Here is a 14,739-nt window from a genome sequence, read left to right as displayed (position 1 = left end):
TGCAGGTAGGGGTTTTGTTTTAGTAGAAGTCACCAGTTTTCACTGGCACGTTAAAGTTCTAACGGGCCGGTCATAGAATTTCTTGACGACCATAGAGCGTTGGAACCACCTGATCCCATCCCGAACTCAGCAGTGAAACGATGCATCGCCGATGGTAGTGTGGGGTTTCCCCATGTGAGAGTAGGTCATCGTCAAGATTAAATTCCAAAACCCCTGTCTGCTAACGCAGACAGGGGTTTTGTCGTTTCAGGGGTACTGAAAAGCCCGTTGTGGAGCCTCTCCACAACGGGCTTTTTCACGTCTTACGCAAACAGTCTCAGCACATTGTTCATCGCATCATCGGCAAAACCCTGTACGAAGTCCTTGAAGCCCGGCAGCGCCTCGGCGCCACCCTGCGCCGGCTCGGCGATGATGGTCCAGGTGGCTCGGGACTTGCCCGCATCCAGTGGTTCAACGCTCATCGCAGCCCACAGATTGGCCACACCCAGGGTGTTGTAGATGGTGGTCCAGGTCATGTGCCGTGCCAGGTCATCCCGGGAGTTGAGCTGCTCGACCACGAGGTTGCCATCCTTGAAAAACTTTTTGCGCAGCGATGACACGCCTTCGCCGGTCATCTCGATGTGCGACAGCGCCGGGATGAAGCGATCGAAACCGGCAAAGTTGCCGACTATGGCCCATACCTGCGCAGCATCGGCGGGCACCTCCACCGAGGACGCCACGTGGCAGCCTTGAGGGTTTTTGATCAGGGTATCGGGTTGCAGAGTGCTCATGGTTTTGCTCCGTTGGGTTGAGTCAGATGAAATTGATTTCTTTGAGGTAGTCGCAGCCGCGACGCAGCAGCGCCGGGGACTTTTGCGGGTAGTGCGCGCCCATTAGCCGAACACCGGCCTGGGCGTTGTCGTGACCGATCATCGAGATATCGCCGATGTCCTCTTCGAAGCCGTTGAGGTAAAACCCCAGCACGCCGAACAACGCGTTGTCGCTGTCGACCCGACCCAGTTGCTGCTGCCAGTCGGTGACGCTGACCATCGCGAATTCGCGTCCCGCATCGCGGAAGGACGCCACGTAGTTGTCCCAGCTCAAGGGCTCGGGGTTGTGCAGGTTGAATACCGCTTGTTCGGGTTGATAACGACTGGCGTGGAAGGCGATGAATCGGGCGAGAAAGTCCACCGGCATCAAGTCGAAGTTCAAGGCGAACTCCGGCACCTGTCCCAGCTGGATCGAGCCCTTGAGCATCAGCATCAGGCGATTCTTGTGCGGCTGGCACACGCCCGTGAGGCTGTTGAAACTGATGTTTCCGGGGCGGTAGAGATTGACCCGCACCCCAAGCTCCCGGGCCCGTTCGAGGATTCGCTCGCCGACCCATTTGGACAGGTTGTAGCCGTTCTTGATGTAGATCGGTGGCGTCGGTGCGGCCGGCAACTCAAGCACTCGGCCGTCGGCAGATATCGTGCTGGAGGCCGAGAGCGTCGAGACGAAGTTGAAGATTTTTTTGCTGCGTCCTTCGCACAGGCGCAAGCATTCGAAAATCGGTTCGACGTTGTCCCGGGCCAGCGACTCGTAATCGAGGACGTGATTGACGTTGGCCGCGTTATGCACCAGAGCGCCAAACTCCTGATCCAGTCGCTGGTAAACCTCGGGCGCCAAACCGAGTTCCGGCCGCGTGATGTCTGCCGCGTAAACCCGCACCCGGCTCATATCCAGATGCTCCAGACGGTTCTCCCGCAATGCCTGGGCAAAGCGCTCGTCCGCCGATTGCCCGTTGCCGTCGCGAACCAGGCAGGCGACTTCGCTGGCACCCCAGGCCAGCAACGCTTCGACGATGTGTACACCGACAAAACTGTTGGCACCGGTGACGATCACCTTGTGCACATCGCCCATGCGGCTGACGGGCAGCGGTTGAACATCCAGTTCGCGGAAGGCATCGCGCATGGCCTGTTCGCTCAGCACTTCTTCACTGCCGGAGCCGCGCACCAGTGTTGCCAGTTTCGCGAGGGTGGGCAGTTCGATGAAGCGGTTGATCGAGATGCTGCGCCCGAACTCTTCACGCAGTCGCAGGAGCATGCGCGACAGCAGGATCGAGTGCCCGCCCAGGTTGAAGAAGCTTTCGTCGGTGGAGATGTCGCTCGCCGGCAACTCTAGCAACTCGGCCCAGACCTCCAGCAGCAGGGCCTCATCGGCGCTGGCGGGCGGACGTCGAGGAGGGTGCTCGGTGACGTTGAGCGGTAGATCCAGGAGCGCCTTGCGGTCGACCTTGCCATTACTGGCGTAGGGCATGGCTGTCAGCTCGGTCCATGCAACGGGGTGCATGTAGTCCGGCAGGTGCTGCGTCGCGTGGGCCTTCAGCGCTTGGCGAGCGGTACCGGGAAGGTCCTCCCGAGGCGGGGCAACGAAAGCCAGAATCCGCCGCTGGCTATCGATGACCACGGCAACCTGGCGGTACAACTGGCTGTCGCGCAGGCAGCGCTCAATCTCTTCAGGCTCGACCCGGAAGCCGCGAATCTTCACCTGATTATCACGCCGACCGCACAGCTCGATCCCTTCAGTCGTCCACTTCGCCATGTCCCCGGTGCGATAGACGCGCAGGGTCCGGCCATCAGGCAAGTTCAGGTCCAGATAGCGCTCAGCGGTTTGCTGCGGATTGTTCAGGTAACCAAGGCACACGCCCGGGCCGGCGATGTACAACTCGCCGACAGTCTGTTCGGCCATCGGTTGAAAGTCGTCATCGAGGATCAACACCTGGCTGTTGGCGATTGGAGCGCCCAGAGAACGGTTGTTGTCGCCTGCCTGGAGTTTGCGCGCGGTAATCAGCACCGTGGCTTCGGTGGGCCCGTAGAGGTTGTAGAGCTTGCCCTGGCGGCTCAGTTGTTCGATGACCCACGGCTCGCAGACATCGCCGCCGGTTATCACGTGATCCAGGCACTGCAATTGCTCCAGCGGCAGGATGCTCAACAAGGCCGGGGGCAAAAAGGCGTGGCTCAGTTGCCGATGACGAATCAGCTCCACCAGTTGCAGGGGATCGCGGCGTTGGTCATCGCCGGGTACGATCAGTTCAGCGCCCTGCAACAGGGTGGGGAAGATGTCGATCAGCGATGAGTCGAATCCCAACGAAGAAAACTGCAGCACCCGGCTCTGGCGGGTCACCTGCACATAGTCGGCGTACCAGTGGGTGAAGTGCGCGAGGTTGGCCTGGCTGAGCAGCACGCCCTTCGGATGGCCGGTGGTACCCGAGGTGTAGAGCGCCATGCAGGGCGCATTGAGGTCGGGGCGTTGGCGCATCAACGGTTGAGAGAGGTCTGCTTCATGGGCGTCGATGCGGCTGATGTCCAGTCCTGGCATCTCGTCCGCCAGGGGATGCTCGCCGTCATGCAGCAACAACACCGCGCCGGCATTCGACAGGATGTACTGCTGACGTTGCAACGGATGGCTCGGCTCCAGCGGCAAGTACACCGCGCCGCTGCCCAGGATCGCCAGGATTCCCGCATATAGCGCACTGCATTTGGGCAGGCAGATCCCGATGACGACCGGGCCTTGATGCTGCTCCAGCAGCGGTCGCAGACGTTGCTCGATGGCGCGGCTGTGGGCGTGCAACTGGCGATAGTCGAGGGTGTTGCCGTCGACACTCAAGGCCGGATGGTCGGCGCTCTGGATGCATTGTTGTTCCAGACTTTCGATCATCGGCGTTAGCGCGAGTTGCTGCAGTCGTGGGTCGGCGGTGGCGTTGAGGCGATGCACGAACGCGAGGTTGTCCAGGAACCGCAGGCTCTCGATGCGCTCGAAGCGGACAGGTGCGGCGGGTTCGGCGAATCGAAAATAGTCGGCATCGCGCGAGTAGCGGCTGACCAGCAGCGCCACATGGTCAACCAGTGCTGCCATGGCCTGCATACGCAACGCCTGGCCGTTACCCGACGGTTCATCGGCGATGGGTACACGGCTCAGCAGCGTTGAACCATGCCAGCACAACAGGTCCAGCGATGGCAGGCTGGACGCCTGCGGCAGGCCAAGCCCCAACTGCAAGGTCAGTCGTGGCGCCTGACAGGCGAGCAGAGGTGACGTGCCATCGTCGATCAGTAGATCCGCAGGCCCCGGCATTTCGTCGAGTGCGGATATCCGCGTCAGTGAGTGACCGTGTTGTTCGAGTTCCAATGCCAGGTCGGTCAGGGCCTGGCTTTGTCCGGTAAGCAAGATGTCGAGACGTCTCATGATGGGCTCCTCGTCAAACCAGGTAGTCGCTGAGGGCGGTTTGTACGCACGGCGAATCGAGCAGCGAACTGCTGTGGAAAAACCGCACAATGTTGGCCACCAGCGGGTGATGGCGATTGATCGGGAAAGCCAGTGCCGATATTTCGCTCTTGAGTGCGTGGCGCGCCGCGTCGTTGATCTGCAATGCGTCGATCAGGCGGAAGTCGAAGGATTTCTGGATGTCGTTGGTCAGGTAATGAGCAATGAACACCGGCAGGATCTGCGCGATGCACTGGCGGTCTTCTGCACTTGCGGCATGCCAGTAGATGCGTACCAGCCGCGCCCAAAAACCGGAATGGCGCCCCTCGTCCAGCAAGTGATCGGCCATCAGGCCCTTGATCGATTGCTTGACCGTGTCGTCCTTGGCGAACGCGGCGACATCACCGGTCACCGTGTTTTCGGCGATGGCCACGCAGATCAGTTCTACTGCGCTACGCAGGTGCTCCGGTGCGAGCGCCACGGCTGCCGGTATCGCCCGGCTCAGCTCGATCTCATCCGGTAACTCAATGGGGGTGATGCCGGTCATGGCGATGGTCTGTTGCATGAAATCCATCGCCACCAGCGCGTGGTAGTCCTCGTCCACCACCACAGTCATGGCGTCGTAGCGGCAGGCGAACGGGAACTCGACCGCGAAGCGGTTCTTGGCGATGCTGCGGGCGGTTTTGTCGACGATCTCGGTTTCGAAGATCACCACATCGTTGATGAACTTGTAGAGGGTCTGCACCAGGGCGAAGTCGCGCTGTTCCGGGCATTGGCGTAGAAAGGTTTCGCTCAGCACCAACGCTTGGCGGCTCAAGGGGTAGATCAGTTTGTCGTCGTTCTCCAGCACGCGGCGCGGGCGGGTGCGGATGGTCGCGCGGCTCTCCCAGGCGTCGGCGAAGGATTGGTAGTCGGTGGCGTTCATGCGCTCACCTCCACGACGGATTCGTTCATGCTCAGGCGCAATCCGTCCCACAGGGCGATACGACTTTCCACGGCAGCGATGGCGCTGGCGTACACGTCTTCCTGCCGTTGCTGGTCGCTATCGACCAGTCGCGACAGGAGCTTTTCCGCTGCCGGGCCGTGGTTCTCGGAATCGACCTCTATGTGCCGTTCGAGGTAATACCGGAAAGTCGGCGCCTGTTCGATGCCGATACCCCAATCGTCGAGGATGCGCTGGAACATCCGCGGGATAACGCTCTCGCGACCGTGCAGAAACGCCGCCGCAACACTGTGGCCCGGCGCATGCAGTGCGGTGTGTAGCGTATGGCGGACGAAATTGGCGGCAGCCGGATCGACCTTGACGCTCTGCAAGGCCACGTCGTAGCTCACGCCTTCTTGCTGCAGGGCCACGAAGCGTTCGATGGCAACGGTGCACGCGCCGACCTCGCGCATTGCATCCAGGTACAACTCGAAGTGGCTGTAATGACCCTGGGCCGGACGATCATCCGACTCCTCACCCAGTACGATCTCGTTGATCAATCTCGCGGCCTGGTGATCCTGCGGTGGCAACCAGGGCAGTCGCACGCAGGTCAGCTCCTGTTGCAGGCGTTTGGTCAGCGACATGAAGTCCCATACGGCAAACACGTGGGTTTCCATGAAGCGTCGCAGGACCGGCAGCGAATGTATTTCAGAGAAGATCGGGTGTTCGCCAAGTTCGGATTTTTTTTGAAGCAGACGTTCTTTAGTTGGTTTCATGGATGAGCCTGTAAATGATCCGGGGTGAGAAGTAATCAAGCACTGAAGTTCGCTGGAAGTTTTCTTCTGGCGAACGGGTACCTCAACTTAATTGATCTTTTTCAGTGCCATGGATGCCGAGTAACTGAGGCGTTACTGCCGCTTGTGGCTGGCGGCGAAGAAAAACTAATACACATATAAAGTCTTGATCAAGTTGTTTTGTTGTTATTTCAATATTCAACTTTTTCGAAGATGATAAGTTCCAATAAAACTTTTTATATTGGTTTTATTCTGGCGTAGTTACTCCTTCCGGCTTATATAAGTCAGAATTGAATAAAGAGTGAATGCCTCACTCGAAGTAACTTCTTTACGGGCTTCGTTGGGGGTGTCTAAGGGGGTGGAAGCGGGTCGCGAGTGATGCCGATCCTTCCGTTCCCGTGATGAGGCTCCTTCCTTCGCTTCTCGGGGCAGGGACTGCTCCATTCGCACGGAGCGTCACCCGTTTTTTGTCCTGGTTATCCAGAGTGGGCGTAAATCGAGGTGGCCGCCATTACTGAGGCATCACGCAAACGTTGCAATGGTCGGGTTTCAAGGCGGCGGGGCGTTGGGGCGCGGTATGGCGCCGCAAGGGCGGTGTGGTATGGAGGCGGGGGATTTGTAATCAAATTATTCGCGGGGCATTTGGGGGGAATGCGCGGCAAGCGGGGCGAACCCTTCGGCAGGTTCCCCGCGCTTGCCGCCGCGGGCTACTTCGACCTGTTCCTGGCCTGGACTTCAGGGCTGTTGAGGTAGCGCGTAATGACCTCGACCCCTCGGTTCAAGTGATGTTCGAGCAGCTGCACGGAGCGTTCGACATCCCGGTCTTCGGCTGCCTGCAACAGTGCCTTGTGGTCATCCTGGGACAGTTTGCCAAGGCCCATGGCTTCCAGGTTGAAGCGCAGGAACCGCTCTTCTTCGTTCAGGCCGTCTTCGACCAGTTTCAACAGCCGACGATTCGGCGCCTGGCTGTAAAGCGCCATGTGGAACAGGCGATTAAGCCGACCGATTTCGGTGTAGTCACTTTCCGTTTCCAGTTCGTCGATGTAGCGGGCAGCCACTTCGAGATCTTCGTCCCGAAGCAGTGGCACCGAAAGACGCAGGGCTTCGGATTCCAGCAGGATGCGTAGCGCGTAGGTTTCCATGGCATCGCCCTGGACCAGCGGCGCGACCACGGCGCCCTTATGGGCAATCACGTTGAGCAACGATTGTGCTTCGAGTTGGCGCAAGGCTTCGCGTACGGGCATGCGGCTGACACCGAACAGGTCGGCGAGGTCTTGCTGGCGCAGGGCCGCACCGCAAGGAATGCGCCCGTCGAGTATGGCCGCGCGCAGGGTTTCTTCGATCACCGAGCGTGCCATGTGTGCGGGAATCGGCCCGTTGACCTTGATACTGCTGAGAGGGTTGGGCTTTTGTGTCACTAAACGCACCCTGATTGATGGAATATTTTTGGATCCAAGTGACACTAGTAACTGACTGACTGCTTGTCAAACAAGCTCTCGAGTGCCTTTCTTGCAGTTTAGCGCGCCGCCAGTGATCTCACCGTGCCATTGTCTTTTTCCGGTCTAACCTTCACCATTCGAACGACTCCCTCCTGCCTATCCAGGATGCCTCGCATTGGCGGCAAGTTTAACGATCCCCCGGGCTTTACGCTGGTTGTGCAGTGCATTGCTGCTGGCTGGCGTGATGCTGGGCAGCTTGAGCGCCGATTGGGATTTTTCCCTGATCAGCCGGCGGGCGCAGGTATTGTACGGACCTTTGGGAGAAGGTCAGCAACGCATTAATGATTGGCAATACTTATTGACTAGCCAGAAGCAGATCGGCGAGCTGGAACAACTCAATGTGGTCAATCGCTTCTTCAACAAACAGCTGCGATACGTCGAAGACATCGATCTGTGGCATGAAGTCGACTACTGGGAAACCCCGATCGAGGCCCTCTGGAAAGGCGCCGGCGACTGTGAAGACTACGCTATCGCCAAGTACTTCAGTCTGCGCCACCTCGGTGTAGCCAGTGAAAAGCTGCGTATTACCTATGTCAAGGCACTGACCCAAAACCGCGCGCACATGGTGCTGACTTACTACGCGAACCCTGAAGCCGAGCCCCTGGTGCTCGACAGCCTGATTGATGCAATCAAGCCGGCCAGCCAACGAAAGGATTTGCTGCCGGTCTACTCTTTCAATGCGGAAGGGATGTGGTTACCGGGCGCCAAGGGCAATAAAAAGGTCGGCGATACCAAACGCCTTTCGCGTTGGCAGGATGTGTTGAAAAAAATGCAGGCCGAAGGATTCTCGGTCGAGACGACTAACTAGGAGCACATGCTCAGATGTCTTTGTTCAAACAGCTGTTGATTGCTATCTGTCTGTTCCTGGTGGTCGCCTTCACCGGCAGTTTCATGGTCAGTCTGGAGAGCTCGCGTACTCAGTACGTCAACCAGTTGCGCTCCCATGCCCAGGACGCCGCGACGGCGCTGGCGCTTTCCCTGACACCGAACATCGACGACCCGGCGATGGTCGAGTTGCTGGTCAGCTCGATTTTCGACAGCGGTTACTACGCGAGCATCCGCGTGGTCGATCTGAAGACCGACCAGACCCTGGTCGAGCGCACGGGCATTCCTGCGGTCAACAGCGTTCCGGACTGGTTCGTCAAACTGATCGGCCTGGAGCCCGCCGGTGGTGATGCGATCGTCAGTCGTGGCTGGGAGCAGGCTGCCAGGGTCGAGGTGGTCAGCCACCCGATGTTCGCGCTGGCCAAGTTGTGGCAAAGCGCTTTAGGCAGCCTGGGTTGGTTGCTGCTGTGTGGCGCGGTCAGTGCGGTACTCGGCGCGTTGTTGCTGCGTCAGCAATTGAGGCCGCTGGATTACATGGTCAAGCAATCCCACGCCATCGCTCGTCGGGAATTCCTCAGCCTGCCGGAACTGCCTCGTACCCCCGAACTTCGCCGGGTAGTGCAGGCCATGAACCAGATGGTCGAGAAGCTCAAGGCGCTGTTCCAGGAGCAGGCCGAACGCAGTGAAAAGCTACGGGTCGAGTCCTATCAGGACTCGTTGACCGGGTTAGCCAACCGGCGTTATTTCGAGATGCAACTGAATGCGCGGGTAAGCAATCCGGAGCAGGCCAGTTCCGGTTACCTGCTGCTGTTGCGGGTCAAGGATCTGGCCGGCCTCAACCAGCGTCTCGGTGGTCAGCGCACCGATGAAGTGCTCAAGGCCGTCGGCGAGCAACTGTCTCGCGAGTGCGCCAAATACCCGGAAACACAGAACCTGGTCACCCGTATCCGTGGCGGCGAATTTGCCGTACTGGCACCGGGGCTGGTGCGTGCAGAAGCGCTGCAATTGGCACAGAACCTCGACAGCGCCTTGGCCAGTCTTCACGCTACCGGCGCCACCGATGTGGCTGCCGTGGCGTCTATCGGCCTGGCGCCTTTCACTCACGGCGACTCCCCCCAAGCCGTGCTCAGCCTCGGCGACCAGGCGCTGGCGCAGGCCGAAGGCCAGGGCGAGCAGAACTGGGCCTGTATCGAGCACAGTCTCGCGGCCAGTGTCGGCGACGATCACCACGCCTGGCACCTGATGCTCGACCAGGCGCTGACACAGCGACGTTTCGAGCTGTATTTCCAACCGGTAGTGGCCGCCCAGGACACGCAACTGGTGCTGCACTACAAAGTGTTGTCGCGACTGCTCGACGAACACGGCCAGACCATCCCCGCAGGGCGTTTTCTGCCTTGGCTGGAGCGCTTCGGCTGGACCGCACGCCTGGATCGGCTGATGCTCGAACGGGTGCTGGAGCAAATGAGCGGGCATGAGGAGTCGCTGGCGCTGAACCTATCGTCGGCTACCCTGGCCGACCCGCAGGCGCAAAACAAAATCTTCGAGATACTGCGCGCGCACTCCAACCTCGGCCCGCGTCTGACCCTGGAAATTGGCGAAGAGCAACTGCCTGACCAGTCGGTGCTGGAGCAACTGACCCGGCGCCTGCGCGAACTCGGATTCTCCCTGAGTCTGCAACGTTTTGGTGGCCGCTTCAGCATGATCGGCAACCTGGCACGGCTGGGTCTGGCGTACCTGAAAATCGATGGCAGCTACATTCGGTCGATCGATCTGGAGAGTGACAAACGCCTGTTCATCGAAGCGATCCAGCGAGCGGCACACAGCATTGATCTGCCGCTGATTGCCGAGCGGGTCGAAACTGAAGGCGAGTTGTCGGTGATTCGCGAGATGGGGCTATACGGTGTGCAGGGCCAGTTGTTCGGCGAGCCAAAGCCCTGGAAGTAACTCTTTAGAGCTGGGTTGTCAGTGATGCCGTCATCGCGGGCTTGCCCGCGATGAGGTTGGAACAGCCACTGAAGATCAATGATCAGATCAACCCGGTCTCTTCATCATCGATCAATTGGCTCAAGCCACCCAAGGCTTCACGGGCCTGGTTTCGGTCCATGAGCTTGGCCTGGGCCGCCGTCGGCAGGTCGGTGACGCGGATCACGCCTTTCTGGGTCAGCACCTGAATCAAGTCATCGAGTACCCGGATCATTTCCAGGTCACTTTGCTTGAGCTGTTTGAGGCTGTTCTCCACAGCCGCGTTGGCAAACCAGGCCTGGATCTCATGATTGTCGGCCGCCAGCGTTTCCGTGGCCTCGGTGTAGGCGGCGGGTTCCACGCGTACCAACAGGCCCTGCGCATCGCGTTGCACGTAAAACATTGAGCATCCCTCGGAATTGAACCAGCGTCGTGCTGTCAGCAGCATAGGTCAACTGCACGCCAGTATGTGGCGCAGCGACGAAATCGTCACCGGGCAGTGGACGCAAACGTGACGGCCGCCCCATAAGGAGCGGCCGTTTTCGTGCATCAGCTGTTGTTGTGATCGACCTTGATGGTCGGGTCGCTACCGGCAATCAGGTTGTGCAAGTTGGCGCTAGACCAGTTGTTGCCTTCCAGCTTGATCGTCACGTCCGGCGTGGCGGCTGCGGCGTTGCCCGAGTTGAACTGGCCGGCCGAGCTGACCTGCAGCGACGACACGCCATCGACCGTGCTGATCTTCAGGAAATTGTCGATGGTGCTGCCGGTTTCGCCCTGCAACAGATCACGCAGGTCGATCCGGTCGCCTTCGCTGGCCTTGAAGTCCTTGATCACGTCGTTGGCGGTGTCGCCCGCTTTCCAGACGAAGGTATCACCGCCGGAACCACCGATCAGGATGTCGTTGCCGGTGCCGCCGAGCAGGATGTCATTGCCCTTGCCACCGTCGAGGTTGTCGTTACCACCCGAGCCGAACAGAATGTCATTGCCCGCACCGCCCAGCAGGGTGTCGTTGCCGTCATGGGCACCGGACACATCGAACGCAGTGTAATGCTCGGTGATGTACTGGTGCACGTTGCTGGTGGTGACTTTGCTCACGTCCACGCCGGATTGCTGCGCCACGAAGGCTTGCATGGCCTGGTAACCCTCGCCGGCAATGCCGTTGAAGCTCACCAGGTCACCGAACAGGATGTCGTTGCCTTCGCCACCGCTGACATTGTCGTGACCCGGCATCGTCGCTTCGGTGTGGCCGATGATCGTATTGGCCAGATCCTTCGGATCGATGTTGGTTTGTGGTGTTTGATTCGAGTCGTACGGCTTCAGGTCGTTGAGGCTCACTCCGTTGTTGAGGCCAATGGCCTCGACATTCGACAGATTGCTCAGCAGTGCAAAGCTGCCGGTGGAGTTGCTGGTGGTGTCCCAGTCGGTGCTGTTGCCGTCGCCGTCACGACCCGAGAACTCGTAGGTGCCGTCACCCTGGGCATGCAGATACCCGAAGTCCTTGGATGACCAGCTGCCTCCGTTGCCATTGCCGTTGCCGTTGCCGCTCTTGGTCCAGACCGTCACTTGGCCCGAGGCGCTAATGTCGATCTGGTGCGTGCTGTCGGGGAACAGGCTGATCGCTTTACCCAGCTGATAGTTGCTGGTTGTAACCAGGCTATCGAGTGTGGTGCTGCCATACAGGGTCGGGTTGGTCGACTCGCCGCTCTGGTAGTAAGTCGGCTTGCCGTCAGTAATGAAATACGTGAGATTCTTCGCCCCGGTATTGTCCACGGCGCTCGCACTCTGGAACCAGTTGGCCGTGGTTTTGAACACGTCCTCGTAGTTGGTGCCGCCGCCGGACGACATCGAGTCCAGAGTCGCCTTCAACTGAGTCAGCGCATTCGAGTCATTGAGGTTCACCGACACCGACTTGTTCACCTGGGTGTCGAAGTCCACCAGGAAGATGTTCACCGTACCCGAGTTGCTGCCCAGGCTTTGCTTGAGGGTGTTGAACACCGACGTCAGCGAGTCCTTGGCCGAGCTGATCGACGACGAACTCATACTGCCGGAGCTGTCGACCATGAACGCGATGTTGTAGTTGGTGCCCGGCACCACGGTCAGGCCGCCGATGTCGGCGACGATGATGTCATTGCCGTCGGTGCCGGTGACGGTGTCATCGGCCGCGGTGGCGGTGACGGCGTTGTAGGTCGCCGGGAACACGGTCACAGGGATCTGCGAAGTGCTGCTGGCCGAACCACCCAGGACCTCGGTGGAGGTCGAGGTCACGGTCAGGTTGAATTGGCCGTTGTAGTACGGTGGCGGAGTAACGGTCAGAGAGCCGAGACTCCAGCCTGTCACATTGGCCTCGCCATTGGTCGCTGTGACCGTGAAGGTATGTCCCGCGCTGTCGGTGAGTACCGAGCCGACCGGCATGCCGCTGATCTTCAGGCTCAGGCTTTCCGAGCCGTCGGTGTCGGTCAGCGCGGTGGTGATGGCGGACAATTTCACACTGGTGCCTTCGGCGCCGGTATTGAGTTTGTAACCGTCGTAGTAGCCTTCGCCATTGGTGCCGTGCAAGTCGGACACGGTCACGCCGGCATTCACCAGATCCGACACACCGGTGTAAATCGGTACGCCGGCACTGCTCAGATCGATCGGCGTGCTGCCATTGACCGACAGGTTGACGTCATAGCTGCCCGGGCCGCTCTGGTTGTGGTGGTAGATGTCCAGGGTGTAGTAGCCGCTGGTGGTCGGGGTGTACGAACCATTGAGGTTGCCGCCCGCGCCCCAGGTAATCGCAGCGACGTTCTTGCCGCCGATGGTCACCAACAGGCTGTCATCACCGACACCGCTGAAGGTGTAGGTCTTGCCGGCTTCGAGGTAGATCAGGCCGGAGGTTTTCGAGGCCGTGCCGGCGGTCACGCTACCGTCGGACTGCACATTGGTCACGGTGCCTTTGGAGTTCGGTGTGCCAGCGGCGTCGATCACGTTTTTCAGCGTGGTCGAGTCCGCGCCGTTACCGCTGGTGCCCAGGCCCGACAGACCGGTCCAGACTTCCTTGATCAACCCGGTGGACCTTACGCTGTTGTCGGCAACGCTCAGGGTCGGGGCATCCGCCACCGGAGTGATGTCGATCTTGATCGTGCCGGTGTTGCCCAGCGTCTGGCCGTCGGTTGGCTGGAACTGGAGTTGCGCGTAGTCCGCCTGCTTGTTACCCAGATTGGTACCGCCGTATCCGTCCACGCCCGACTCGTTGGCATCCGGCATGAAGCGCAGTTTGCCCGCGTCGATATCAGTCTTGCTGAACGTCTGGTCGGCGGCGACATCTTTCCAGGTCGAACCGTCCAGGTACTGCAGTTTGCCCTCGCCCGGCAGCTGGGTGATTTTCACGCCCAGGTTGGTGGCCGGACTGTCGACGTCGCTGACGCCGAAGGTCGACCAGCCGAGGATCAGCGGCGTGTCTTCGGTGCCGGTGACGTTGACCGGTGCTGCGACCGGTGCGTCATTGACGGCCACCACGTTGACCGTGGTGGTCGCGGTGTTGGAGTAGTTGCTGCCATCGGTCACCGTCACGGTGATGGTGCGCGGCACGGTGCTCGGATCTTCACTGTTGTTGGTGAAGGTGATGTTCTTGATCTGCTGCATGTAGTCGGCCAGCGTCGCGTTACCCGACAGGGTCAGGGTGACGGTGCCATTGGTGCTGTTGGCATTGATGGTGATGCCGTTGACGCTGTTGCCCAGGTTCAGCGCATCGCCGTCCTGACGGTTGGTCAGCACGATGGTCGCGCCGGTCAGCTTGGTGCTGTCCGGATCGGTGATGCTCAGGTCAGTGTCGGCGATCGACACGCCCGCACCCGGGGTGTTCTCTGTGAAGGTCACCTTGTAATCGGCCCCGGTGGCGCCGCTGGAGTTGTTGGCGTCGAGGTCCAGTACTGGCGGTGCATCGTTGTCGATGATCGAAGTATTGACGCTGCCGTTGGACGTGCTGATCGCCAGGTTCTCGAAGTTGCCGCCGGTGGCCGAGTCGATCTTGACCACGAAGTTTTCGGTGTTTTCGGTGATCCGGTCATCGATGGTCGAAATGTCGAATGGCACGCTGCTGGCATTCGCCGGGATCTTGACCGTCGTCACACCGGTGAAGTCCTCACCATTGGCTGCGGTGCCGGAGTAGGTCAGGGTTACGGTCACTTCACCGTGAGCCGGGTTGGTCAGCGAGAGGGTGTAATGCGCTGCCTGACCCTCGACGACAGATGTATCACCCGAGATGCTGATAGTGGTGACGTCACCGGTGTTGGCCGGCGTATTCGGCGTGCCCGAACCTGCTTCGTCGGTGACAGTGGTGGTGAACTGGTCCTTGCCCAGGGTCAGCTTCTCGAAATTGTCAGCGCCGCTGACCGATTCCAGTTTGTTGACGATGGACGGCTGGCCGCCGGTGTAGACGTCATCCTTGGCGATGATGGTGGCGGAAGCGGTCGCAGTATTGGCTGGGACGGTGATTTTCGTACCGTCGGACAGCGTGAACTCCAACGGACCGTGG

At 59.8% G+C, this 14,739-nt stretch carries 9 protein-coding genes and 1 rRNA gene; 3 read left to right on the top strand and 7 right to left on the bottom strand.

What is annotated here, in order from left to right; translation table 11 throughout:
• The first annotated feature begins 81 nt into the window (after positions 1 to 81).
• Positions 82 to 197: ribosomal RNA gene (gene rrf / locus VC35_RS00050) — 5S ribosomal RNA — on the top strand.
• Positions 198 to 302: 105 nt separating this feature from the next.
• Here rrf and VC35_RS00045 read toward each other — a convergent pair.
• The 5 genes from VC35_RS00045 to VC35_RS00025 all read right to left on the bottom strand — a co-directional run bounded on the left by VC35_RS00045 (position 303) and on the right by VC35_RS00025 (position 7,355).
• Positions 303 to 770 (bottom strand): SRPBCC family protein, encoded by a 468-nt coding sequence (locus VC35_RS00045; RefSeq protein ID WP_046037012.1) that lies wholly within the window; start codon positions 768 to 770, stop codon positions 303 to 305.
• A gap of 22 nt (positions 771 to 792) precedes the next feature.
• The gene (locus tag VC35_RS00040; protein ID WP_046037011.1) at positions 793 to 4,203 is read right to left on the bottom strand and encodes a non-ribosomal peptide synthetase; all 3,411 of its coding nucleotides are present in this window, start codon (positions 4,201 to 4,203) and stop codon (positions 793 to 795) included.
• Positions 4,204 to 4,216: 13 nt separating this feature from the next.
• Positions 4,217 to 5,146, bottom strand: a complete 930-nt coding sequence (locus VC35_RS00035) for a diiron oxygenase (protein ID WP_046037010.1) — start codon at positions 5,144 to 5,146, stop codon at positions 4,217 to 4,219.
• Complete coding sequence (locus VC35_RS00030) at positions 5,143 to 5,919, bottom strand: DUF3050 domain-containing protein (protein ID WP_046037009.1); 777 nt, start codon at positions 5,917 to 5,919, stop codon at positions 5,143 to 5,145. The genes VC35_RS00035 and VC35_RS00030 overlap by 4 nt, the downstream gene beginning before the upstream one ends.
• A gap of 725 nt (positions 5,920 to 6,644) precedes the next feature.
• The gene (locus tag VC35_RS00025; protein WP_046037007.1) at positions 6,645 to 7,355 is read right to left on the bottom strand and encodes a GntR family transcriptional regulator; all 711 of its coding nucleotides are present in this window, start codon (positions 7,353 to 7,355) and stop codon (positions 6,645 to 6,647) included.
• 196 nt (positions 7,356 to 7,551) lie between these two features.
• Between VC35_RS00025 and lapG the strand changes: the two genes are divergently transcribed.
• Complete coding sequence (gene lapG, locus VC35_RS00020; RefSeq protein ID WP_046037006.1) at positions 7,552 to 8,244, top strand: cysteine protease LapG; 693 nt, start codon at positions 7,552 to 7,554, stop codon at positions 8,242 to 8,244.
• A gap of 14 nt (positions 8,245 to 8,258) precedes the next feature.
• Positions 8,259 to 10,205: a cyclic di-GMP receptor LapD gene (gene lapD / locus VC35_RS00015; RefSeq protein WP_046037005.1), complete on the top strand. Its 1,947-nt coding sequence runs from the start codon at positions 8,259 to 8,261 to the stop codon at positions 10,203 to 10,205.
• An 82-nt stretch (positions 10,206 to 10,287) separates the two neighbouring features.
• Here the strand turns inward: lapD and VC35_RS00010 are convergent, their stop codons facing one another.
• Positions 10,288 to 10,626 carry a hypothetical protein gene (locus VC35_RS00010; RefSeq protein WP_046037004.1) on the bottom strand — a complete coding sequence of 113 codons (339 nt, stop codon included), beginning with the start codon at positions 10,624 to 10,626 and terminating at the stop codon, positions 10,288 to 10,290.
• Between the two features lie 146 nt (positions 10,627 to 10,772).
• Positions 10,773 to 14,739 (bottom strand): beta strand repeat-containing protein (locus VC35_RS00005; RefSeq protein WP_259674413.1); only part of this gene is annotated, 3,967 nt, incomplete at its 5' end.

Origin of the sequence: Pseudomonas fluorescens (genome assembly GCF_000967965.1) — a bacterium.
Taxonomy (GTDB): Bacteria; Pseudomonadota; Gammaproteobacteria; order Pseudomonadales; family Pseudomonadaceae; genus Aquipseudomonas; species Aquipseudomonas grandcourensis.
The sequence above is the reverse complement of the archived record's forward strand: the minus strand, read 5'-3'. Positions and strand labels throughout refer to the sequence as shown.

Bases quoted from the DNA above. Each gene is read 5' to 3' on its own strand.
- VC35_RS00045 (WP_046037012.1), bottom strand. From the start codon at position 770: ATGAGCACTCTGCAACCCGATACCCTGATCAAAAACCCTCAAGGCTGC.
- VC35_RS00040 (WP_046037011.1), bottom strand. From the start codon at position 4,203: ATGAGACGTCTCGACATCTTGCTTACCGGACAAAGCCAGGCCCTGACC.
- VC35_RS00035 (WP_046037010.1), bottom strand. From the start codon at position 5,146: ATGAACGCCACCGACTACCAATCCTTCGCCGACGCCTGGGAGAGCCGC.
- VC35_RS00030 (WP_046037009.1), bottom strand. From the start codon at position 5,919: ATGAAACCAACTAAAGAACGTCTGCTTCAAAAAAAATCCGAACTTGGC.
- lapD (WP_046037005.1), top strand. From the start codon at position 8,259: ATGTCTTTGTTCAAACAGCTGTTGATTGCTATCTGTCTGTTCCTGGTG.
- VC35_RS00010 (WP_046037004.1), bottom strand. From the start codon at position 10,626: ATGTTTTACGTGCAACGCGATGCGCAGGGCCTGTTGGTACGCGTGGAA.